A 22,633-nucleotide genomic window follows, 5' to 3' on the forward strand; every position below is an offset into this window, starting at 1 on the left:
AAGATCACTGAGCTGATTAAGTGAGGCTATGGCTGCCGGCTCTACCGGGGAACGCCCGTTTTTTGAGATCATTACTAGTGTCCGCTATTGGATCATCCATGCTGTGGCACTTCCTGCGATCTTCGTTGCAGGATTCCTATTTGTGTCTTCTGGGCTTGCCTACGACGCTTTTGGAACTCCTAGACCAGATACGTATTTTCAGGCTGGAGAAAGCAAAGCTCCGGTTGTTGTTCAGCGATTTGATTCCAAGGCTGAACTTGACACGCGTCTGAAATAACCAAATTTCATCTGATTGCTTTTTTATCCATGCAAGTCAATCCAAATCCAAATAAAGTTCCGGTTGAATTAAACCGAACAAGTCTTTATCTTGGACTCTTACTTGTTTTTGTAATGGGAATTCTTTTTTCCAGTTACTTCTTTAACTAAATCTCTTTATCATGAGCAAATTAAAAGGACCTGATGGACGAGCAGGAGATCGTCTGCCAAATGGTATGCCTGCGGTCTCCTGGCAAAGACGTTGGACAGAGGGAGCGCTTCCTTTATGGTTAGTTGCTACTGCAGGTGGAACAGCTGTTATTTTTGTTCTTGGTATTTTCTTTTATGGTTCATACACTGGTATTGGTAACGCTGGTTAGTTTTAACTAGAAAAATACTATTTATTTGAAATAACTCAAAAACCAATTGAAATTTGTTTTCGGTTGGTTTTTTAATGCCAATATTTATCGGTAAATAATTTAATCTTGCCCTTAGTCTTATTTGGTACATATTCTTTTGGAGTAACTAGCGCATTTTTTAATGCATTATGAAAAGAGCTTGAAGGCCTTAATGATGAGATTCTTCTAGCGGCAGCAGAGATAATTGATTTTGCAAAATTTGCATTTTCCTGAAGATTTTCAATGACCATTTCGACTGATACATTTTGGCAATTTTGATTCCAGCAATCGTAATCAGTAACCATGGATAGGCTTGAATAAGCGATTTCTGCTTCTTTTGCCAATCTGGCTTCCGTGTGGTTTGTCATGCCTATGATTGAGCATCCCCAATCTCTATATAAGTTTGATTCTGCTTTTGTTGAAAATGCGGGTCCTTCCATAGCAAGATATGTTCCTCCAATATGCATTTTTTTTTCTTTTGTTAAAAGTTTTTCTATTTCTTGCGAAAGTATTTGAGAAAGAATTTCGCAAAAAGGATTTGCCATGCTGATGTGAGCCACAACTCCATTGTTGAAAAAAGTCAATGGTCTTTGATGAGTTCGATCAATAAATTGATCAGGTATAACAATGTCGCAAGGTTTGATATCTTCTTTTAACGACCCCACTGCTGATGCCGATATTAACCATCTAACATTGAGATAGCGCATAGCCCAGATATTTGCTTTATATGGAATTTCGCTTGGATTTAAAGTATGTTTCTCTCCATGGCGAGCTAGAAAAACAATCTCTATTCCAAATAAATTGCCTATTAGTAAATTATTAGAAGGTTTTCCATAGGGAGTGTCTAAGCTTAATTCGACTATGTTTTTAAGATTGTCTATTCTATATAGTCCACTTCCACCAATAATTCCTAATCTAGCTTTTTTGAAATCATAGGCATCTGATTGTGTTCCAGAAATATTCAAAAAATCATGTTCAGTGATCATCTCGTTCTTGCTGGTGGTGGGCATACTCATGCCCTTGTGTTGCTTCGATGGGCAATGAATCCTAAATTGAAGCCTGCGGGAATGATTACTTTAGTCAATAAATCAAGTACTACTATTTACTCTGGGATGTTTCCAGGTGTCGTAGCAGGTAAATATAAGATTGATGAAATACTAATTGATTTGAGGAAACTTGCTTCAAAAGCCGCAGTTTCATTTGTGATGGCTGAAATTGAGGGAATTGATCTTAAGAAAAAAAAATTACTTTTAGCAGGACGCCCAGAAATAGAATATTCTTTATTATCTCTGAATATAGGTACAAAAACTAACTTAAATACTAAATCTTTAATTGCAGGCAATAAAGATTTAGTTGTTCCAATAAAACCTTTTTCTGAGTCTTATAAATTTATTGTCGATCAAGATATCCACAAGGATAATTCTTCTTCTGAACCTTTTGTAATTGTTGGTGGCGGATTCGCTGGGATAGAAATAGCTTTTTCTTTAAGAAAAAGGTGGCCTGAAAGATCTATTTTATTAAAAGTCAAATCTCGAAGAAAACTTAGTAAGAAGTTATTAAACAAATTAGAAGATTTAAAGATTCAGATCATACAAAAGGATTCATCTGTTTCGTACCCAAAATTAATATGCACTGGCAATAAATCATTTGATTGGATAAAAAATAGTGGTTTCCCTATAGATAAAAATGGGAGGATATTAACAAAAAACACGCTTCAAGTCCTTAATTATCCAGAGTTATTTGCTGTAGGAGATTGTGCAGTTATTAGAGATTATCCCCGCCCTTCTTCGGGCGTATGGGCTGTTCGTTCAGCAAAACCACTGGCAAAGAATTTAGAGAAAATAAGTAAAGGTTTACAACTTAAGGAATGGAAACCTCAAAGAAAAGCAATACAAATTTTAGATGTCAACTATATAAACAAGCAATCGAAAGCTTTTGTGTCTTGGAGTGAATTGATAATTGGACCTTTTTACTTTCTCTCAAGATTAAAAGAATCAATTGATAGAAAATTTGTATCGAAATTTCATCTTATTCAAGATATAGATACAGAAATGTTTGCAAAAATAAAGATGAATAAATGTAGAGGATGTGCGGCAAAATTAGCTTTTACTCCATTAAGTTCAGCATTAAAAAAAATAGATTTAATAGAATCTTCAACAGATGATTCTATTGATATAGGAATATTAAATTCTAGTAAGACTTTGATACAAAGTGTAGATGGATTCCCTTCTTTGATTAGTGATCCATGGCTAAATGGAAGGCTTTTGGCTTTTCATTCTTGTTCTGATATTTGGGCATGCGGAGGTTCTGTGATTTCTGCACAATCTGTTGTGAATTTGCCATCCTTACATAATAATTTACAAGAAGAATTGTTATTTCAAGTATTGGAGGGTATTAATTCTGCTTTAAATATTCAGGGGGCAAAACTTATAGGTGGACATACATTAGAATCAAGAAATATATCTGAAGAGCCTTTCTCTCTAGGAATAGAAAGCTCATTAACTGTTAATGGAATTATTGATGATAAAAAACATTTTTGGTCTAAGGGAGGAATGAAAAATGGAGATCAAATTTTGATTAGCCGCTCTTTAGGTACTGGAATAATATTTTCTGCATTTATGAATGGCCAAGTAAAACCTTATGTACTTGATTCTGTTTTAAAAGAAATGAATATAAGTCAACATCATATTGTCAAATATATTAATCAATTAACAAGTATAAATCCACACACAAAAATTGTTAATGCCTGTACTGATATAACTGGTTTTGGTTTGCTAGGCCATTTATCTGAAATGTTGGGATCTACAAATAGCGATCAATTAAAGATGAATTTACAACCCTTGAAAATTATTCTTGAGCTAGATCACATACCAGTATATGATGGAGTGATAGAACTTTTAGACAAAGGTTTTGAAAGTACTTTAGCCCCTTCAAATGAAATTTTTTTACAATATATTGGTGGAGCTAAAAACTTAAGATTTGAGCTCATATCTAATAATTATCCCTTTAATAAGTCGTTTTATAATACTATGTTGAGAATTTTAGTAGACCCACAAACTTGTGGCCCTTTAGTTATTAGTTGTTCATCTAGTTATTCAGAAGAACTTATACAGAAAGGACCTTGGATTAAAATAGGTTTTATTTCTGAATAATTATTTATTAAATCATTCAGAAAATAATTTTTTCATCAATTAATTTCATTCTTTGTCGTTTTATTTCTATTCCTATTTCTGGTCCAGGTGCCCAACCTTTAGCTATTAAATCATCTCCCTTTATTGGTGACTCTATAAGTTTCCAGTTAAATAGCCAAGATTTTAAATATTTTTGTAGAGGGTTTCCTTGACATATTTCAAGTATGAAAGAAGATTCATTAGCATTTATTTTCTCTAGTGTAATTGTCCACTTCGATGGTGACCAATTTTTATATAAATTATTATCTGTTATAGTTTTTAGATATTTTTTTACTCGACAAGCTCCTTCTATTATTTCTTTTTGCTGTTGATTTAAGTTTAATCTTCGAGCAAGATAGATAGGGCTTTTAGATTCATAAACTAATGCTGTAAGAGGGTCAATATGTGATTTCTTTGCAATGAGAATTTTTTCAATGAGTCGTTTATCGTTCTGTAATTTTGAATCTACTATCCTAAGCCCTCCAAAGGCTTGTAGATTTTTTAATGCATTCTTCCAATATTTACTTTCTAATAGTAATTCTAGTTCCATTTTTAATCTTATGGATAATGCTGAAGGGGCTAAATCAGTATTATCTCCAATATGCCAATTCCAAGGCCAAATATTTATTGTATCCTTTATTTGTTTTAAGGCTTGATTTGATAGATGAAAATCTAACTTAGCAGAATAGCGAGAAGCTCTAATAATTCTAGTTGGGTCCTCTAAAACACTTGATTCATGCAAAAAGTCTATTTTCTTATTTTCAATTGCATTTGATCCTGAAAATAAATCTATTAGACTATTATCTTTGAGCTCAATTGCCATTGCGTTTATATTAAAATCTCTTCTTTTTAGATCTTTATTGATTGTTGATAATTCAACTATTGGATTTTCTGCGGGGATGGGATAACTTTCTTTACGAGCACTTGCTATATCAACTTTTATGCCATCAATTAATATTTCTGAGGTCTTATAAATTATATTATCGCGTATGACTTTTACTCTTTCTTCGCCAATGCGTTTTTGCAATTCTTTTATATAGTTTGATGTATTACCTTCAATAATTAAATCTAGATCATTGAAGGTAATTTTATAATCTTGATTATTTGACTTTGTTATTAAATCTCTTACAACTCCTCCAACTATTGCAATAGAAGGTATATTGATTGAGATAGCTGTATCTAGAATAATTTTTAGAATTCCACTGGGTAATTCTTTTATCTGTTTTTCAATTGTAGATTTGTCAAGTAATTCCATAAGTAATATTGTTTTAGTTGATTAACATTTTTCAGAATAAATTCTAGTCATCTATTAATTGCAATGGCGCTAGTCTTGGGTCTAATATTTTTGGTCCCATTCCTGAGAATTTTACAGCTAGTGAGATTTTTTCTCCTGAACCAAAAACATGTGTGATTTTCCCTTCTCCAAATGCAGAATGCAGAACTCTATCGTTAACTGACCATCTCTTCCCTGGGGAAGGACCAGAATATGTTTTTCTTACTGCATTTTCAGCTTCACTAGGAAAAGACTTTTTATTACTTTGACGATCAATTCTAGTTAGTCTATCTAGATTTTTTTCCCTTCTCAATCTGGCTCCACTAGATAATGGGATATCGCCTTTAACAAGCTCTTCTGGTATCTCGGAGAGGAATATAGATGCGATAGCAGGTTCTCTCATCCCTCCCCACATCCTTCTCTCAGATGCATGAAAGAGAAATAATTTTTCTCTCGCTCTGGTAAGCCCTACGTAACAAAGTCGCCTTTCTTCCTCAAGTGAAGATGGATCATCAAGTGATCTATAGCTTGGGAATAAACCTTGCTCCATTCCCACAAGACAAACAACAGGAAATTCCAAACCTTTACTGCTGTGAAGAGTCATTAATGTGACTCGATTTGAAGCAGTGTCTTTATTATCTGCATCGCTTGATAAGGCAGCAGTTGATAAAAAACCTTCTAAATTGGCATCTTCACTTTCTTCCTGATATTGCAAAGCGGCATTAACTAATTCTTGAAGATTTCGTCTTCTTTCTTCTGCCTCATCTGTTCCTGTCGCAATTAATTCACTCAAGTAGCCACTTTTTTCTAAAACTAATTGAACTAATTCCGCTGGGCTTGAAGAAAGAAGATGACTTTGTAATTCATTGATAAGCTCACTAAAAATCAAAAGACCTCTAGCTGATCTTCCGGCGAGGGATCTGACAGCTTCTGGATCATTTACAACTTCCCAAAGAGGAATTTTTAATTGACTAGCAGCATCACTTAATCTTTGAACTGTTGTTTTACCAATCCCTCTTTTAGGAACGTTTAAAACTCTTAAGAGACTGACACTGTCAGATGGATTAATTAAAAGTCTTAAATAAGCTAGTAGATCTTTGATTTCTCTTCGATCATAAAAACGTAATCCTCCAACCACAATGTATGGAATACTCCAGCGTACCAATGAGTCCTCAATTGCTCTTGATTGAGCATTGGTTCTATAAAGAATAGCCATATCTCCCCAATTTAATTCTGGATTCGAGGCATCTAAAATTCTTAGCCTATGAATAACTGCCTCTGCCTCTGCTATCTCGTCGTCACACCTTGTTAACTTAATAGGCTCCCCTTCCCCTCTGGTTGCTCTAAGAACTTTATCTATTCTTTCTTTGTTGTTGGAGATTAGTGAATTGGCAGCTTCGAGGATGGTAGAAGTGGAACGATAATTTTCTTCAAGTTTTACGAGTGTTGAATCGTTTGCATTGTCGGGGCATTTCTCCCCAAAGTCCTCTTGAAATCCCATAAGTATCCTAAAGTCAGCAGCTCTAAAGCTGTAAATACTTTGATCTGCATCGCCAACAACAAAAACTGATCGATTATTCCAATCTTTAAAAGAAGATGGATTTTGACCATTGGTAACCAATTGTTTAATTAATTCGTATTGTGTCCAATTAGTATCTTGATATTCATCAACCAAAACATGTTTGAAACGACTGTGCCAATAAGTCCTAATATTTTCATTTTGCTGTAGTAATTGAACAGGTATTAATAGAAGATCATCAAAATCTAATGCATTATTAGCAGCTAAAGCTTTCCTATAAAGTCTATAAGTCTCAGCAACTAATTTGCCTCTCTGCCCCTCTTGACTCTTTAAAAAATCATCAGGAAGCAAGCATTGATTTTTGGCATTACTGATTGCCCAGCGTACTTTTTTGGGCTCAAATCTTTTAGGGTCTAATTGTAGGTCTTGTGTAACTATTTCTTTGACAAGACTTTGTGCATCTGTCTCATCATATATTGAAAACTGTCTAGTCCATGTCAATCCTTCAGGATCTTTGAATTTGTCAATATCAAAGCGTAATAATCTTGCAAATAAAGCGTGAAAAGTCCCTATCCATAATTCACGGCTTATTTCACGATATATACGATTACGAATTTGTCTTTGTTCTGCTACTTGTAATGCTGACCAAGGCTTTCCATAACTGATATTTGATAATCTTTTTGCTAAGAGTAGTTCAAGTCTATCTTTCATTTCTCTTGCAGCTTTATTAGTAAAAGTGACTGCAAGAATAGAGCTTGGATCAACATTATATTCAATAATTAAATGTGCAATACGATGAGTAAGAGCTCTAGTTTTTCCGCTTCCTGCTCCTGCTATAACTAATAATGGACCATGAAAATGATCAACTGCTTGAGACTGAGCATGGTTTAATCCATTTAAAAATATATTGTTTGATTTTTTCATTTTATAGACTGAGAATTAATTGAGTTAAATTTAGTTTTTGGGATATTTATTAGAGACCATGTTACATTATTTAAGCAGATAAAATAAATTTATGGTATTAAGCTAGAAGCTAAATTCTCTTTTTGTTTATTTAGCTTGGAAAGTATTATTTTTATTTGATTAAGCTCTGAATGCGAGTTGATAATTGAGTTGATTTTTTTCTGAGGCATTTTTAGCTTATTTGAAATAGTTACCACCTCTTTTTCTAAACGATTTTTGTAATCGGTTAGTTCCTTAATTGATTCTTCTAACTCTTCTTCGGTTAGATGTTGCATTTTTTTTATCTCAACAATAGCCCAAATTAGTTATGTCCCCTTTGCTTATAAGCTTTTTGAGATAACTCTATGAATGATTTTAGTAAAAATTCTTTTTTACAGTTAAGAAGCATTGCGTTCTTAGAACTCTTTCAGTGAAATTTAACTATAAGTCTTAAGTTGAATAAGTAATGAGTAAAAAGTCATTACTTATTCAACTTTTTTACTTAATAGAGCCTAGGTAGTCAAAAAATGCTTGATGCGTTCTCCAGAACAGTTGTAAGTGCTGACGCCAAGGGTGCAGCAATTGGAAGTGAGGATCTTGCAGATTTAAGAAAGTACGTAGCAGATGCAAATAAAAGAATTGATGCAACCCTCGCAATAACTCAAAATGTTTCTTGCATCGCTGCAGATGCAGTAGCAGGAATGGTTTGTGAGAATACTGGACTTACTCAGCCGGGGGGGCATTGTTATCCAACGCGTCGAATGGCAGCTTGTTTAAGGGATGGGGAAATTATTTTGAGATATGTAAGCTACGCACTTCTTGCAGGAGATCCTTCTGTCCTTGAAGATAGATGTCTCAATGGTTTAAAAGAGACTTATTTAGCGCTCGGAGTCCCAACTTCTAATGCTATTCGGGCAGTTGAAATAATGAAAATTGCCACAGTTGCAATTATGACTGAGACAAATACAGGGAGAAAAATGTTTAAGGGAATTAATTCTGGCTCAGGAGCACAATGTCAAGATATCGCTGCGGAGGCAGCATCCTATTTTGATCTTGTAATAGAGGCTTTGAGTTGAATATTCAACTTTAATTTTAATTCCTCTTTTAAAGCACCCCAAATTAAATCTTATTAAGTCACCATGAAATCTGCAGTTACAACCGTTGTTAGTGCAGCTGATGCAGCAGGAAGATTTCCTAGTATGAGCGATTTTGAGTCTGTTAAAGGGTCTTTTGATAGGGCAAAAGCTCGTCTAGAGGCCGCAGAAAAGCTTGCTGCTTGTCTTGATAAATTTACCAATCTAGCCGTTGATGCTGTTTATCAAAATGGATCATATGAGCAGGCTAACAAAGATAAGTGCGTGAGAGATATTCATCATTACCTGCGCCTTATTAATTATTGTTTAGTAACTGGAGGCACTGGTCCTTTAGATGAATGGGGAATATCAGGCATGAGAGAAATTATTCGTATCCAGCTATTACCAACAGCTGCATATATAGAAGCATTTATTTTTATTCGAGATGAAATTAAAATCAATGATGTTATGAGTCAGCAAGCCGAAACGGAATTCAAAGGATTATTGGATTATTTAATAAACGCACTTGCATAAAAATAATTTAATTCAATTAAAATATTTTTTACTGGTTATAAATAATCATCTTAAATGATAATGATTAATTCTTTAGATTTAAATAAATATATAGAACTTTATCAAGATTTCTTGCATCCAAATCCAAATATTAATTCTAAAGCATTTTTGATTTTAAGAAAAGAATTTGAGGTTAGATTTTTGAATAATCTTTTAGCTAATCTCAAGGAAGAAGATTTATTTATAAGAAGAAAATCAATATTAGCTTTGGGACAGCTTGGAGAAAAGACTTTAAATTCAATCGTTCCATTATATAAGAATACTAACAATACAACTGTTAAAGTTAGCTGCCTTAAAACTATTATAAAAGTTGTCGTTAATTCTAATTTAGAAGAATTAACTAAGGAGGTGATGTTAGTAGTTAATTTAGCACTAAAAGATGACTCTCCTGAGATAATATTGATAGTTATTTCTCTTTTAAGGCAATTAGGAAAAACTGGTAGAAATATTTTGATGAAAACCTGTAGAGATGAAAATTTATTAAGAGCGAAAGCTTCTATAAGCGCTCTTTTGGAAATGAAAGATGAGATTGTTGATGATTTATTTGATGATTTATTAAATGACAAATCTATTGATCCAATGATAAAAGAAGATATTTTAAGAGACAAAAATATTTAATATTCAGATTGTTTTTTAAGTCTTTTAATTATTGATTTTTTTTATAGCTAATTTAATGATTTTTCTAACGTTTGTATCCTGCTCTGTATTAAGAAGTTCTTTGAGTGGATTTATAGCCTCGTTAACATTAAGTTGCATCAAAGACAATACGGTAGCTTTTCGTATGTCTGGGCTTTTGTTTTTTAATTTTAATATTAGGCTAGGAATTAAAGATTCTATTCTGTACAATTTACCAACTAATTTTATAGCTTCAATTTGAACATTTTCAGCAGCATCATTAATAGCACTTTCAACTAATTGAATTGCTTCTAAATCTTGAGACTGTCTAATGTGTTCTTCTAGGGCTGAAATTGCAGCTGATTTAACATTGGTATTTTTTGAGTTCGCTGCTTTTTTTATTGCACTAGGGGCTTTGGCTCCAATAAATTCTAAACACCAGGCTGCAAGACCATATTGCATTTCTGTATGTTCTTGATTCTCTAGGACAATGACGAGGTGCTTGACAGCAGCCTCTCCAAAAATGGCAATTGCACCAGCTGCGGAGAATTGCACTACAGAATCTGAATCACTTGTAAGTGCTTTTATTAAATGGGGTAAAGCTGTTGGATCTTCAACTAACTTTAAAGTCTTTGCTGCTGCTCTTCTCTGTATGACGTTTTTACTACTCAGAAGAACGTTGATTAGTTCAGGCAAAGCTGCTTTACCAAATAGTGCTAATGCTTCTGCATGACTTCTTCTTACTAAACCATTTTCATCACTAAGGCCTTTGATTAACAACTTGATGTCGTTTTGACTCGATTTTTTCTTACTCCTTATATTGCTTTTATCCCTCCTGCTTCTTTCTCTTTCCTCTTCATATGTAAGTTCACTTCCTAAGTCATTATCCACTTTTTTGTACACTTGAAAGATTATTATACATTCTAGATTAAATTATTCACGATGATTTTATTAAATGTATTTTCATAAATATTATCCTTTCATATTAAGCATAAATTTTGTGCTTAATATAATGCTCTCAGCTTATCTACTAAATACAGATCCTTATATTTAAAGTGCAATCCAATCCATTTAATAATTTACCAAAAATAAATAAAATAGAAGCTATAAATATTCTTAGAAAACCAATTTCTGAGGTTAAGTTTTTAGCAGATTATTATAAAGCTGTATTCCACCTTGCAAACTTCCCGGGTGAAGAATCAGAAATGGTACTTCTTGACTTTATTAAATATGACTATGAAAAACTTGAATACAAGATAGCAAAGAGAAAAGCTATTGAGGTACTTGCTATTTTCGATTGTCAGAAAGCTATACCAACTATTGCAGAAATCCTTCACGATGATAATAATGATTATTATCTTATTGAAACGGTTGTCTGGTCACTGGGTATACTTAAATGTAAAGATATTGATATTATTAATAAGATTTGTTCAATATTATATAAGCAATTTAATAATAAAAGAATAGTAATACAAACATTAACTAATTTAGGAGTTAGAAAAGAAATTGATAAGATTAGAGCATTATCTAAAGATAAGCAATCATCCCATGGAGTTAAAGGTGCAGCTTTTGCGGCATTAATAAAACTTGCTGGTGAAGCAGACAAAATTAGTGAACTAAAGGATCTCTTGAGACTATCTAATCAAAATGATAGACATTGTGCAGTGCAGGATATTATTAATGCTGGTGATTTATCTATTTTACCAGTTTTAATTCATGCGCCAATTTCTCCATCATTTAAATTAGAGGCAATAGACTCTCTTTGGACTAATGAAGTAGTATTGTGGCAAAATATAAATCTATTTAAATGTATAGATTCAGTTCTTGTTGATGATCCAAGTAAGATAGATACTTTAGAAGTTAACAATTTTAATAATGATTTGAGTTTTTTAATTGAGCAGCTTTTTCATACTGACTTTAATAGATGCTATCAGTCAATCAAAGAATTGCTAAGATTTCAGTCAGATGAAGTTTTATATTCTCTAAATCGTAATTGGGATAGGGCTAAATCTGATTATGGAGCGATATACTTCTTTATTTCCTTATATAAATTATTATTAGAAAAGCGATTATATGATGAATCCATTTTAGATAAAGTAGATTTTTTATTATCCGATAATTGGCCTAATTTTATGAAATTTAAATCTTTAGCAATACAAATATTGGGTAACTTGAATGAGACTAAATTTTATGAAAATATAAATGAGTTTGCAGATGAAAGGCTAACTCCCTACTGGAAAAATAGATATACAGCCTTGCTTGTATTACAAAATAAGCAATTTGAAATTAAACAGGAGTTCGCTAAGTTATTTTTTCATGATAGTCATAGATTTGTGAGATTAAAGGCAATAGAAATTAGTTCTTAGTCAATTTCTCTTTGGTGAAATAAATGGAAGTTTTATTCCCAATTCTTATCAATAAAAGAATTAAAATTATTTATTTTTTTAAATATTAATGGCCCAAAGTCTGATCCCCAGATTTTTTTGTTGGTTTCTATATCGTATCCAGAATCTTGTGAAATAAGACTATTTTTATTAACTTTAACTTCACTTTTTACATAAGTTTTATCTTTCCCATATTGTATATAGCATTTACAACCTGATTCTATTTCCCCTGAAAAAATCCCTGGGCTTGTTTCTCTAAAATACATAGAACATCCAGACTTTTTGTATAACTTATATTTAGATATTTTATCTAGAATAGATATATCTAAACCACCACCAGTGAATCTTTCTTTATCTTCAATCTTATGATTACTTAAAATAAAAATTTCTTTTTCCTGGGATAATATATTTACAGACTGTCTATATGGATTCCATATATCGTGCTGATATCTCTGTTCTGAATAAAATGCAAAACATTTATAAGTCTTAAAAAATAACGGCCGAATATGTATTTGAATATGAGCAAAGTTTTTTGGATTATCTAAAGCTTGCTCCTTATTACTAAATATGCCTGAAATTATCTTTGCAAATTCTAGTACAGTTTTATTTCTCATATTTTAGATATAATTATTTTTTTATAGAACGAATTTCCGATGCATAAGAAGTTTGTAGTATAGCTGATGAATCTATTGCTCTTGTTACAGAAGATCTACTCCTTAAATTGTTTGATACAAACCATATTCTTTCTTCTGTGCAAATATGACTATAGTTTGAATAAATAATTAGAGTTCCATCATCAAGGATCTTATATAGTGATACTACTTGTACTGCTTCAGTGTATCCAACGCTTCTGATTATCTTTCCTTCTGTTTTAGAAAACTCTATCGGAACGAGTATACTTTCGCCAGAAGAGCTTTCTTTTTGATTCTCCTCGCCCCATTCACTTTTTGCTTCCCAATTAATTAGGAATGCTTTATTTATTGCATTAGAAGTTATTGAGTTATCTTTTAAAAATTTAATAACTCTAGAATCATTGTTTTCAGAACGAATGATTTTTATTTTACTCCTTATTTCTTCAAACTCTTGAAATGCAAGTGAATGTCCGCTTCTCATTGAGTTCCATTCACCTACGCTTTTTAAGAAAAATTCTTCAATATTCATCTACTTTTTTAGCCTTAATTAAATTTTTTTTGATAATTAAATAATGTCACAAATGTCACTCGCGGCAAAAGATTTTGCTATTGATGAAGTTTCTAGAAAACTTTTTGTTTTAAAACCAATTGGAGAATTCCATGACCTAATGTAGGGAACTATATCTTCACCAAAAATATTATTATATTCATCAGAATCTATCAGAAAATCTATATGTTCTTCAAAACCTAGGTTGTTTATAATATTAGAACTTTGAGCTATTTCGGTTTGATTCTTTATGGGCCTACCCAGAATATGTTTGTATCTTAACTTGATAGATTTATATTGGCTAATATTATCAAAGTAGTAATTTTTATAAATAGTTGATTTACAAATTTTTCTTGTAAATTCTCTTATTGTGATATCACCATTCCTTAGCTTCCTTTCAATATCAATTGGGCGCTCTGATTGCATTAAAGATAAGTTTCCGAAGATGTTTTTATATAACGCTTTGATTGCTACAAGTAATGCATCATCATCATTAGGAACAAATTCATTGATTTGAAGCATATTTTTTCCAGTACTTTCTTTATTTTCTATTTTGTATTTATAACTATCAATTTTATCCCTTCTGTAACTGCTCATAACTTTGTTATGAATTAAGTTTTCAAATTGTTTAGGTTTGGTTTTAGATGTGACTGTGAACTTTTCTTTTTCTCCTGGCATCGAGGCTCCTCTTATATGTAATCCATATATTGTTTTTTTGCTTCCAGATACTCTGCTTTTGTTATATTTAACTGGATTTTCATTAATAGATTCCGCTCCTAACTTGAGCGCTTTAAATGGAATACTTGACATATCAATATTTATACTAAGTAAAGTTTAACAATATAAATACAATAAATATAATTTTTTTCTCTTTAGTTATCTATATTATCAATTTCTTAATAGTTGGTGCGAATTCATTGGCTTTTCTATTGAGCTTTGGAAACTCTATTTTTATTAAATCCAGCGATGGTTGCTAGTGCAAACATTCCAAGCAAAGCCCCCCCCAGCATTAGTCCGGCCCCCTGGCTTACACCTGCTCCAACAGCAACAATAATTGAATCACTTATTAATAAACTGATTATTAGAGCGGGTGTGAAAACCCTCCAACGTGTCCCCCCTATCCCTAGCGCATAGCTTAAAAAATCAAAAAGTCCAGTCATTAGTAATCCAGTCATTAGAAAGAAATTTCCTTCTAGTTGATTTTGATTAAAGCCTTCAATTCTTTTCATGGCTTTTACGCCAACCAATTTACGAACAGGAGAACGCCCGAAATTTCTAGCTATAAAAAACGCTAATTGGCAAAAAATCAGGTCAGATATAAATATAGTTAGATAGCCTGTTTTGAAACCAAGTAATGATCCAGCTAAAAGTGAATAAACTGAGCTAGGCAATGCTGGAAGGATTACGCTTATTCCTCGAAGTATCAGAATTCCCATAGGTGCCCAAATCCCCATTTCTTTGACGGCACTTCTTAATGGTTCAATTCCATAAGTCTGAATTAAGAAGACAAGTAAAATGAAAGCACCTGTGAATAATGCAATAGTAAGGGACTTTTTTAAATTTTCTTTTTTCAAATTGAACTCCTGGCTATAGAGGATAAGCTCTTTAAAGATTCCTAATTTAATTATCCTATTGAAAATGTGTTTGATTTAGTTAATCCATAAAGATTTACTTGCATACAATTAATGAATTTCATGATTTTTTGCACGATACTAAAATGAAATTTTAAGCGTGAAATTTGATGCCTGCATCTCCTTTGAAAAACTTGGTTACTGGAGGAGCTGGCTTTGTGGGTTCTCATTTGGTTGATCGCTTAATGAAGTCTGGAGAAAAAGTTATATGTTTGGATAATTTTTTTACTGGGACTCAGGAAAATATTCAGCATTGGATTGGACATCCATTTTTTGAGCTTATATATCATGATGTTACTGAGCCAATCAAGCTCGATGTTGACAGGATTTGGCATTTAGCTTGTCCAGCTTCTCCAATTCATTATCAATTTAACCCTATTAAAACAGCTAAAACGAGTTTCCTAGGGACTTTCAATATGCTTGGATTAGCGAGGCGAGTTGGAGCTCGAATATTATTTGCAAGTACTAGCGAAGTTTATGGAAACCCCGAAATACATCCTCAACCTGAAAAATATAACGGTAATGTAAATCCTATAGGAATTCGTAGTTGCTACGATGAGGGAAAACGTGTTGCCGAATCATTGTGTTATGACTACATGAGAATGCATTCTATAGAGATAAGAATTGCCAGAATATTTAATACATATGGTCCTCGAATGTTATTAAATGATGGAAGACTGATTAGCAACTTATTAGTTCAATCAATACATGGCAAGGACTTAACTATTTATGGAAATGGTAATCAAACCAGAAGTTTTTGTTTTATTGATGATTTGATAGATGGGTTAATTTTATTCATGAATTCTTCAAATATCGGACCGATGAATTTAGGTAATCCTGAAGAATTATCTATTCTTAAGATAACTAACCTAATTAGAAATATATCAGTTGAAAAAGTAAATTTGAAATTTTTAAAAGAACTAGAGGATGATCCTTTGAGAAGAAAACCTTCAATTTATCTTGCACAAAAAGAATTAAATTGGGAGCCTAAAATAATGTTTAAAGAAGGATTAGAAACTACAAGAAAGTATTTTGAAAATAAATTAATCTCTGAAAGAGAAAATAATTAATTAACTATTTTTAATATAAAAAGTTAATCAATATGATGCTATGATGTTCTTCAGATTTTTTGATTTTTTGTAAATTATAATAAGCTCATGAATTCAAAGGCATTGAATGAAACAATTTTTGTGACTGGTGCGGCAGGTTTTATTGGTGCGGCTTTAGTAAAAGCTCTTCTTACTTTGAATTTTAAAGTTGTAGGCATAGATAACTTAAATGACTATTATTCTACTTCATTAAAGAGATCTAGATTATTTGAAATTGAGAAGGTTTCTAAGGTAAATGGAGAATGGTTTTTTTATGAGATACCTATAGAAGATAATAAAGTATTGCAAGAAATAATTAATAGATACAATCCACAAGTTTTTGTTCATCTTGCCGCGCAAGCTGGGGTACGTTATTCAATAACTAATCCTGCTGCATATATACAAAGTAATTTAGTAGGTTTTGCAAATGTTCTTGAAGGATGTAGGCAGAATAAGATTCCTCATTTGATTTATGCATCTAGCAGTTCTGTTTATGGTGGCAATCAAAATCTGCCTTTCTATGAAGAACAAGCAGTAAATCATCCAGTTAGCTTGTATGCGGCGACTAAGAAATCTAATGAATTAATGGCCCATACCTATAGCCACTTATATGACTTGCCAACAACTGGGCTTAGATTCTTTACCGTTTATGGCCCATGGGGAAGACCCGATATGGCTCCAATGATTTTTGCGAGATCAATTTTAAATAATGAGCCCATCCAAGTGTTTAATCGCGGTAAAATGCAAAGGGATTTTACTTACATCGATGATGTAGTAGAAGGGATAATTCGTTGTTGCTTCAAGAAAGCAAGTATTGACGATGATTTTAATGCTCTTGTCCCTAATCCTTCAACTTCATCTGCGCCTTATAGGATTTTTAATATAGGTAATTCACGTCCAACTCAACTTACATATTTTATAGAGTTATTAGAGAAAAATTTAGGAAAGAAAGCTATAAAGGAATTTCAGCCTATGCAGCCAGGAGATGTTGTTTCAACTGCTGCAAGGATGGACTTGCTTAATTCATGGGTAGAATACAAACCCACAACATCTATAGAAAATGGTATTAAATTGTTTTCTGACTGGTACTTAGATTATTTTAAAAATACTTATTGAAGAATCGTTTTTGATTTTTTTTGATTATTTAAAACTTAGGTTAGTCCTAATAATTTGATTCTGAAGAGAGCAATGTTTTTTGATTTGATTGGATTTGAAATTAGAAAAGGGTGATTTTTAATCTTCTTAAAAGCTATTTCAATCTTTTCATCTATTTTTATATCTTTATGATTTTCTAGATCACAATCCTTCCAGGCTGAATCAAATGCCATTGCAAAACTATCTGCATTATTATATAAATTTTCACTAGATGCCTCTAAATTCACAAGAATAGAATCAAATATATAATTCATTTTAACTCCTTAGTGGGATATAAAAATGCATCTTGGTTTTAAAATAATTAAGCGTTATTTATTTTTCTCTAAAAAGCCTATTTTAGTATGATTCCTGGTTTATTAACTAACTAATGCATTTGGAGATGAATGATATGAAAACCAACATAAATTTTGATTATTGATTAAGATAGTTTTGAATATAAGCTATTTATTTTGCCAGATATTAACGATCTTTTAGTCTTACTTATTATCGTCTTCATTTTAATTGTAAACTTCTTTCGAAGAAATCGAAATTAGAAGACTAAATATTACGTACGGTTTAAGATAAAAATTTCTTAGTTTTTAAAATTATCAATTTTAGAAAATTAATTTGCAGTACTTTTGGAAACTAAGAGTCTCTAAGAGTTGTCCCAAGTCTCAAAGCTAAAACTCCTGCAAAAATAACCATTAAAAACGATATGCCTGCAAGATCAGGCGAATTTATACCTAGACCTGAGGAGAAATCTATTTTAGATAGATCAAATGTACTTTGCACTCCTAGTAAAAGGTTCATCATCTCTTAACTACTAATTTATTTTATGCTAACTCAAGATTGAAATGATCTTTTGATTTTTAAGCTTCTAGTACCAACTCTTATGCATTTTTGTAATAATTATGACTTCTAGAGTTACTAACTGAAGAAGTAAATGCTTTGTTGTCCCAAAGAAGAGGAGTGTAACTAAAAGGGTTAAAAGTTTTATGATCACTTTTATTTGCATTAAAAAAACCTTTTTGGAGGTGCTTTTTTAATGAAAATGTCCCAATTGAATAGTGCCAAGAACCAGATTTGAACTAGGGAGAACTAAAGAAATAATGAAAAACACTATTTATGCCTGGTACTAAAGGGCAAATGACTAGATATAGCGCCTTAAATAAACTTCCATCCCAATCCCATACAAGTACCTTTCTTGAGGAGTTGCTTTTTATTTCTTGTTTAATAGTCTTTGGTATGGAAGTTCTGAGGACTTAGTTACATCAGAAGTACCAGAAGAGTGGACCAGTGGTTAATAGTCATTTATAAGCTCTGTTCAGAAAAAGACTTATCAAAGAAGATTATTTAAGGAGAAGCAAGCAGTTAAATCAATGGCATTGGAATTTATGCAGAAGAGTTCAGGTCATTAGATCTTTAAGCAACTTCAGGAAATCATTCAATTTCAAGTATCCGCTTTACTTAAGTAGTAAAATCAGAAGAACCAAAAGAGAGAAAAGATAAGAGGTAATGGATAGTTCTAGTCAAGGAAGAGAAGGAAAGAAGAAAATTACTGAAGTAAAAACATATTCAGTTCCATTTGGTTTAGTGGGAATAAAAGAGAATATTTCTATTTCCACTAACACTCCTTCTAATCCTTCTGAAGAACAAATAATTAATAAGGCAAGAAAATTACATCAACAAGGAAATATTCCAGAAGCAACAAAATATTATCAACAGATAATAAATCAAGGATGTAATGATTACAGAGTTTTTTCTAATTATGGAGCAATATTAAGAGGTATTGGTAAATTAAAAGAAGCAGAAATATCTACTCGCAAAGCAATTGAACTGAATCCTGATTTCGCAGACTTATATTCTAATCTGGGGATCATTTTGAAAGATCTTGGTAAATTAAAAGAAGCAGAAATATCCACTCGCAAAGCAATTGAACTGAATCCCAACTTCACAAGTGCTTATGCCAATTTAGGGGAAATATTGAGTAATCTTGGCAAATCACAAGAAGCAGAAATATCCACTCGCAAAGCAATTGAATTGAATCCTGATTACGCAGATGCGCATTCCAATCTAGGACTTATATTGAAAGATCTTGGTAACTTAAAAGAAGCAGAAAACTACACTCGCAAAGCAATTGAAATTAATCCTAATTCTGCTAATGCCCATTCCAATCTAGGACTTATCTTGAAAGATCTTGGTAACTTAAAAGGCGCAGAAACCTACACTCGCAAAGCAATTGAAATTAATCCTAATTCCGCTAATGCCCATTCCAATCTGGGAAGCATAATGAATGATCTTGGCAACTTAAAAGACGCAGAAACCTACACTCGCAAAGCAATTGAAATTAATCCTGATTATCCAGAGGCGTATTTTAATCTGGGAAGAATAATGATTGATCTTGGCAACTTAAAAGACGCAGAAACCTACACTCGCAAAGCAATTGAAATTAATCCTGATTATCCAGAGGCGTATCTAAATCTGGGAAGCATATTGATTGATCTTGGCAACTTAAAAGAAGCAGAAATATCCACTCGCAAAGCAATTGAGATTAATCCTGATTTCGCAGATACTTATTTCAGTCTATTCTACCTCTATGAAAAAATAAATAATTTAGAAAAATTAAAAGAATCATTAAATGAGTTTAATAAGATAGACAGTATTAAAAATGAACTACTGCTTTTCACTGCTAGATTAAGTTTTAGAAATAAGGAACATAAAACTGCTGAAAAATTAATTAATTGTATCACTACTCAATATATAGAAAAAAGTAATCATAATCAAAAAAGAATTTTTTGGAGTTATAAAGCATTTATAGAGGATAAAGTCGGAAATTATGATATTGCTTATTCTTGTTTTGAAAAAAGTCAATATAACCCTTCATATTTGAGATGCAATAAAGATTCATACTTAAATAAGATTAATTCTTATAAAGAAAGTGTTGTTAATAAAAAAATAATATTGAATAAATTTAATGATAAGCTTGATGATTCTAATCTTGCTTTCTTAATAGGATTTCCTAGATCTGGAACTACTCTATTAGATACTATTCTTAGAAGTCATAAAGATATTGAAGTAATAGAAGAAAAACCTATAATTTCAAATATTGATAAGTTGGTTAAAGAAAAGTTTAATACAAAAATTGATGATCTATATACTCTTCCCAAAGATATAATAATAAACTTGAGGAAGAAATATTTTGAACTATTGAAAGAATTTACAACTAAAGAAGCATGCCTAAGAATAGATAAATTACCATTGAATACAGTATCACTTCCATTGATTAATCTCCTATTCCCTAACGCCAAAATAATTTTTGCTCATAGGCATCCTTACGACACAGTTCTTTCCTGCTTTCAGCAATCTTTCAATCCAAATAACGCAATGGCGAACCTAGTAAGTCTTAAATCATCTTCAATAATGTATGATCAAGTTATGAATGCTTGGGATATATATAAGAACAATCTACCTCTTGACTTTATAACATCAAAATATGAACATCTGATTGAAGAGTTTGAGAATCATACCGTTAAAATATTAGATTTTTTAGGAGTTGGATGGGATGAAAATATTAGAAATTATAGAAAAACAGCATTAGAAAGAGGAAAGATAAATACGCCCTCATCTTCTCAAGTTGTTCAACCCCTATATAAGTCATCTATTGAGAAATGGAAAAACTATGAGAAATACTTTGAGGATTGTCACCCATATCTAGAGAAATGGGTTTCATATTTTGACTACTAATTATCTCTCTTTACAAGCACTACTTCCAAGAAGATAAAAAACAAACGAACTGACAAAATTGGGCAATATTTGAAGAGAAGCATCAAGATACATTCATAGGAATGTATCAGTTCTGGGTTGTAAAAGGACTACCTGAATACTCAGAAAGCATATGAGTATTCAGGTTTGTTTGGAAACCAGACAAGGAATGTAGTTATTGGGTATACCTAAATCTCTGCAAATTAAACGACACTTAGAGCGATGAGGCTTGGTTATGCAAGAGTTTCAAGTTCAGGGCAGTCGCTAGAAGTCCAACTTGATGCACTTAAAAATATTGGTTGTGAGAAGATTTTCCAAGAGAAGGTGTCAGGGACATCAACTCAAGGGGGACTCAACTGAAGGAATGTCTTGAATTTGTTCGTGAAGGTGATTAATTCTGCTTCTCAAGGGTTGATAGGGTCGCTCGTTTAGTCTTGGATCTTCAGTTGATAGTCAAAGAACTCGTTGATAAAGGAGTTTCTCTTGCTGCGACTGAACAATCTATCTCAACTAAGGATGCAACTTCTAAATGCTTCTTGGACATGCTTTCGTGTTTTCGCTGAATTAGAGACAAACTTCGCAAGGAAAGGCAGACGGAAGGGATCGCAAGAGCAAAGGAATGTGGCGTGTACAGAGGAAGAAGAGCAAATATTGATATTGATGAAATCAGACGATTAAAGAATGAAGGATTGGGTGCAACTGCTATTGCCAAGCAATTGAATATTCATAGGGACAGAGTTTACCGCCTCCCTAAGCAGGAGAAAGTCTGATTAGTTAAAACCACTGGATTATCTGCTGCTATGTGAGCACAGCATGGAACTGATTACTGCGAAAAAGTTTCTTTTGAGTTCAACAGTACGGATTCAAGAGCACAAAGATTCAATTACAAGAAAAGACTCTCGGAAGTAAAGGAACATCATCCTCAACTAGGTGCTGTAGTTGATAAATGTTTAGAAAATTTCTGCAATTAAAGGGATCTTGGTCACTTCACTCTTTGCTTTCTGGTCGGTAACTATTAGTTGATAATGATCTGAAAATTAGGGCACTAAAAATATATCTTGCTTACCGACCACTTACCGACCAATTCAGTTGATTTAATTAGGGTGCTCAGAAACTAAAAAACCCTTGTGCTAGCAAGGGTTTTAGAGGTATCTATTGTTGAGATAGATGGTGCCAGGACCCAGATTTGAACTGGGGACACGGCGATTTTCAGTCGCCTGCTCTACCAACTGAGCTATCCCGGCTTTAACATTTAATAATCTACCAATTCGTAAGTACCTTATTGAAAAATAATTTGAAATCTCCTTAATTTTTTTGTTCAATTGCAAAGGCAACTTGAAAATCAAGAGACAGCTAGCTTCCTTTTGATTCTCTAGGAAGTATGTTTCATGAGATTGGAATAGATTTAATCATCTTCACCAATGTTTTATGCGCATCAGAACAGTCTTGAAGAGTATGATCAAATTCTATTTCTAATGTCTGGTCATCAATTTTAAGCTGAATAGATTCTGGAGATAGACTTATCATTTTTGCTGATTTAAAAGTTTTGATTTTTCCATAATGTTTTGCATATGCATAGACTGCATCACCATGGTCTTTATTCATGTGATTACAGATTCTTTTGCTTGACTCTTGGT

The 22,633-nt window shown here is 32.3% G+C and carries 27 protein-coding genes and 1 tRNA gene; 15 read left to right on the forward strand and 13 right to left on the reverse strand.

What is annotated here, in order from left to right; all coding sequences use genetic code 11:
• The first annotated feature begins 28 nt into the window (after positions 1–28).
• Genes psbE through AC6EIZ_RS09830 form a run of 3 tightly spaced genes read left to right on the forward strand, consistent with a single transcriptional unit; the run spans position 29 to position 635 of the window.
• Entirely contained in the window at positions 29–277 is a 249-nt protein-coding gene (gene psbE, locus AC6EIZ_RS09820) for a cytochrome b559 subunit alpha (protein ID WP_011294296.1), read from the forward strand.
• A gap of 29 nt (positions 278–306) precedes the next feature.
• Positions 307–426, forward strand: a complete 120-nt coding sequence (psbL, locus tag AC6EIZ_RS09825; protein WP_011294297.1) for a photosystem II reaction center protein PsbL — start codon at positions 307–309, stop codon at positions 424–426.
• 11 nt (positions 427–437) lie between these two features.
• Positions 438–635 (forward strand): photosystem II reaction center protein J, encoded by a 198-nt coding sequence (locus AC6EIZ_RS09830; protein ID WP_269609601.1) that lies wholly within the window; start codon positions 438–440, stop codon positions 633–635.
• Positions 636–706: 71 nt separating this feature from the next.
• Here the strand turns inward: AC6EIZ_RS09830 and mtnP are convergent, their stop codons facing one another.
• A complete protein-coding gene (mtnP, locus tag AC6EIZ_RS09835) occupies positions 707–1,639 on the reverse strand; it encodes an S-methyl-5'-thioadenosine phosphorylase (RefSeq protein WP_498510872.1) in 933 nt (310 codons plus the stop codon).
• On the opposite strand from mtnP, the gene selD reads away from it, so the two are divergent.
• On the forward strand, positions 1,625–3,805 hold the full coding sequence (selD, locus tag AC6EIZ_RS09840) for a selenide, water dikinase SelD (RefSeq protein ID WP_498510874.1): 2,181 nt from the start codon (positions 1,625–1,627) through the stop codon (positions 3,803–3,805). The genes mtnP and selD overlap by 15 nt on opposite strands.
• 16 nt (positions 3,806–3,821) lie before the next feature.
• On the opposite strand, the gene AC6EIZ_RS09845 is transcribed toward selD, so the two are convergent.
• The 3 genes from AC6EIZ_RS09845 to AC6EIZ_RS09855 all read right to left on the reverse strand — a co-directional run bounded on the left by AC6EIZ_RS09845 (position 3,822) and on the right by AC6EIZ_RS09855 (position 7,853).
• On the reverse strand, positions 3,822–5,078 hold the full coding sequence (locus AC6EIZ_RS09845; RefSeq protein WP_498510876.1) for a tRNA nucleotidyltransferase/poly(A) polymerase family protein: 1,257 nt from the start codon (positions 5,076–5,078) through the stop codon (positions 3,822–3,824).
• Between the two features lie 43 nt (positions 5,079–5,121).
• Complete coding sequence (locus tag AC6EIZ_RS09850) at positions 5,122–7,539, reverse strand: UvrD-helicase domain-containing protein (RefSeq protein ID WP_498510877.1); 2,418 nt, start codon at positions 7,537–7,539, stop codon at positions 5,122–5,124.
• Between the two features lie 89 nt (positions 7,540–7,628).
• Positions 7,629–7,853 carry a DUF8630 family protein gene (locus AC6EIZ_RS09855; protein ID WP_498510879.1) on the reverse strand — a complete coding sequence of 75 codons (225 nt, stop codon included), beginning with the start codon at positions 7,851–7,853 and terminating at the stop codon, positions 7,629–7,631.
• A 231-nt stretch (positions 7,854–8,084) separates the two neighbouring features.
• Here AC6EIZ_RS09855 and cpeB point away from each other — a divergent pair, with 231 nt between their 5' ends.
• The 3 genes from cpeB to AC6EIZ_RS09870 all read left to right on the forward strand — a co-directional run bounded on the left by cpeB (position 8,085) and on the right by AC6EIZ_RS09870 (position 9,821).
• Positions 8,085–8,633, forward strand: coding sequence for a phycoerythrin subunit beta (cpeB, locus tag AC6EIZ_RS09860; RefSeq protein ID WP_413677301.1), 549 nt, complete (start codon positions 8,085–8,087; stop codon positions 8,631–8,633).
• A gap of 63 nt (positions 8,634–8,696) precedes the next feature.
• Entirely contained in the window at positions 8,697–9,164 is a 468-nt protein-coding gene (gene cpeA, locus AC6EIZ_RS09865; protein ID WP_498510882.1) for a C-phycoerythrin subunit alpha, read from the forward strand.
• Positions 9,165–9,224: 60 nt separating this feature from the next.
• Positions 9,225–9,821, forward strand: coding sequence for a HEAT repeat domain-containing protein (locus tag AC6EIZ_RS09870; protein WP_498510884.1), 597 nt, complete (start codon positions 9,225–9,227; stop codon positions 9,819–9,821).
• A gap of 24 nt (positions 9,822–9,845) precedes the next feature.
• Here the strand turns inward: AC6EIZ_RS09870 and AC6EIZ_RS09875 are convergent, their stop codons facing one another.
• Entirely contained in the window at positions 9,846–10,709 is an 864-nt protein-coding gene (locus AC6EIZ_RS09875) for a HEAT repeat domain-containing protein (RefSeq protein ID WP_498510885.1), read from the reverse strand.
• A gap of 164 nt (positions 10,710–10,873) precedes the next feature.
• Between AC6EIZ_RS09875 and AC6EIZ_RS09880 the strand changes: the two genes are divergently transcribed.
• Positions 10,874–12,184 (forward strand): HEAT repeat domain-containing protein, encoded by a 1,311-nt coding sequence (locus tag AC6EIZ_RS09880; RefSeq protein WP_498510887.1) that lies wholly within the window; start codon positions 10,874–10,876, stop codon positions 12,182–12,184.
• A 32-nt stretch (positions 12,185–12,216) separates the two neighbouring features.
• Here AC6EIZ_RS09880 and AC6EIZ_RS09885 read toward each other — a convergent pair whose 3' ends face one another.
• From AC6EIZ_RS09885 to AC6EIZ_RS09900, 4 genes are all read right to left on the reverse strand, one after another.
• Positions 12,217–12,816: a chromophore lyase CpcT/CpeT gene (locus tag AC6EIZ_RS09885; protein ID WP_498510889.1), complete on the reverse strand. Its 600-nt coding sequence runs from the start codon at positions 12,814–12,816 to the stop codon at positions 12,217–12,219.
• Between the two features lie 13 nt (positions 12,817–12,829).
• Positions 12,830–13,363: a phycobiliprotein lyase gene (locus AC6EIZ_RS09890; RefSeq protein ID WP_498510891.1), complete on the reverse strand. Its 534-nt coding sequence runs from the start codon at positions 13,361–13,363 to the stop codon at positions 12,830–12,832.
• A 36-nt stretch (positions 13,364–13,399) separates the two neighbouring features.
• A complete protein-coding gene (locus AC6EIZ_RS09895; protein WP_498510893.1) occupies positions 13,400–14,191 on the reverse strand; it encodes a phycobilisome rod-core linker polypeptide in 792 nt (263 codons plus the stop codon).
• A 116-nt stretch (positions 14,192–14,307) separates the two neighbouring features.
• The gene (locus AC6EIZ_RS09900) at positions 14,308–14,922 is read right to left on the reverse strand and encodes a TVP38/TMEM64 family protein (RefSeq protein ID WP_498513264.1); all 615 of its coding nucleotides are present in this window, start codon (positions 14,920–14,922) and stop codon (positions 14,308–14,310) included.
• Positions 14,923–15,122: 200 nt separating this feature from the next.
• On the opposite strand from AC6EIZ_RS09900, the gene AC6EIZ_RS09905 reads away from it, so the two are divergent.
• Both AC6EIZ_RS09905 and AC6EIZ_RS09910 read left to right on the forward strand, forming a co-directional pair.
• Positions 15,123–16,082, forward strand: coding sequence for a UDP-glucuronic acid decarboxylase family protein (locus AC6EIZ_RS09905; protein WP_498510895.1), 960 nt, complete (start codon positions 15,123–15,125; stop codon positions 16,080–16,082).
• 87 nt (positions 16,083–16,169) lie between these two features.
• Positions 16,170–17,216 (forward strand): NAD-dependent epimerase/dehydratase family protein, encoded by a 1,047-nt coding sequence (locus AC6EIZ_RS09910; protein ID WP_498510897.1) that lies wholly within the window; start codon positions 16,170–16,172, stop codon positions 17,214–17,216.
• Between the two features lie 35 nt (positions 17,217–17,251).
• Here the strand turns inward: AC6EIZ_RS09910 and AC6EIZ_RS09915 are convergent, their stop codons facing one another.
• Both AC6EIZ_RS09915 and AC6EIZ_RS09920 read right to left on the reverse strand, forming a co-directional pair.
• The gene (locus tag AC6EIZ_RS09915) at positions 17,252–17,509 is read right to left on the reverse strand and encodes a hypothetical protein (protein WP_498510899.1); all 258 of its coding nucleotides are present in this window, start codon (positions 17,507–17,509) and stop codon (positions 17,252–17,254) included.
• Between the two features lie 370 nt (positions 17,510–17,879).
• The gene (locus AC6EIZ_RS09920; protein ID WP_498510900.1) at positions 17,880–18,047 is read right to left on the reverse strand and encodes a photosystem I reaction center subunit XII; all 168 of its coding nucleotides are present in this window, start codon (positions 18,045–18,047) and stop codon (positions 17,880–17,882) included.
• Positions 18,048–18,749: 702 nt separating this feature from the next.
• Between AC6EIZ_RS09920 and AC6EIZ_RS09925 the strand changes: the two genes are divergently transcribed.
• From AC6EIZ_RS09925 to AC6EIZ_RS09945, 5 genes are all read left to right on the forward strand, one after another.
• Entirely contained in the window at positions 18,750–20,978 is a 2,229-nt protein-coding gene (locus AC6EIZ_RS09925; RefSeq protein ID WP_498510902.1) for a tetratricopeptide repeat-containing sulfotransferase family protein, read from the forward strand.
• Positions 20,979–21,218: 240 nt separating this feature from the next.
• A complete protein-coding gene (locus tag AC6EIZ_RS09930) occupies positions 21,219–21,356 on the forward strand; it encodes a recombinase family protein (protein WP_498510904.1) in 138 nt (45 codons plus the stop codon).
• Positions 21,357–21,442: 86 nt separating this feature from the next.
• Entirely contained in the window at positions 21,443–21,559 is a 117-nt protein-coding gene (locus AC6EIZ_RS09935) for a hypothetical protein (RefSeq protein WP_498513265.1), read from the forward strand.
• Positions 21,513–21,674, forward strand: a complete 162-nt coding sequence (locus AC6EIZ_RS09940; protein WP_498513289.1) for a hypothetical protein — start codon at positions 21,513–21,515, stop codon at positions 21,672–21,674. The genes AC6EIZ_RS09935 and AC6EIZ_RS09940 overlap by 47 nt, the downstream gene beginning before the upstream one ends.
• Complete coding sequence (locus AC6EIZ_RS09945) at positions 21,623–21,766, forward strand: helix-turn-helix domain-containing protein (protein ID WP_498510906.1); 144 nt, start codon at positions 21,623–21,625, stop codon at positions 21,764–21,766. Before AC6EIZ_RS09940 ends, AC6EIZ_RS09945 begins: the two co-directional genes overlap by 52 nt.
• Before the next feature lie 398 nt (positions 21,767–22,164).
• Here the strand turns inward: AC6EIZ_RS09945 and AC6EIZ_RS09950 are convergent.
• Together AC6EIZ_RS09950 and AC6EIZ_RS09955 are read right to left on the reverse strand one after the other, a co-directional pair.
• Positions 22,165–22,240, reverse strand: a tRNA-Phe gene (locus tag AC6EIZ_RS09950).
• A 142-nt stretch (positions 22,241–22,382) separates the two neighbouring features.
• On the reverse strand, positions 22,383–22,601 hold the full coding sequence (locus AC6EIZ_RS09955) for a DUF2470 domain-containing protein (RefSeq protein WP_498510908.1): 219 nt from the start codon (positions 22,599–22,601) through the stop codon (positions 22,383–22,385).
• Between the last annotated feature and the right edge of the window lie 32 nt (positions 22,602–22,633).

It is taken from the genome of Prochlorococcus sp. G4PB16 (assembly GCF_059772465.1).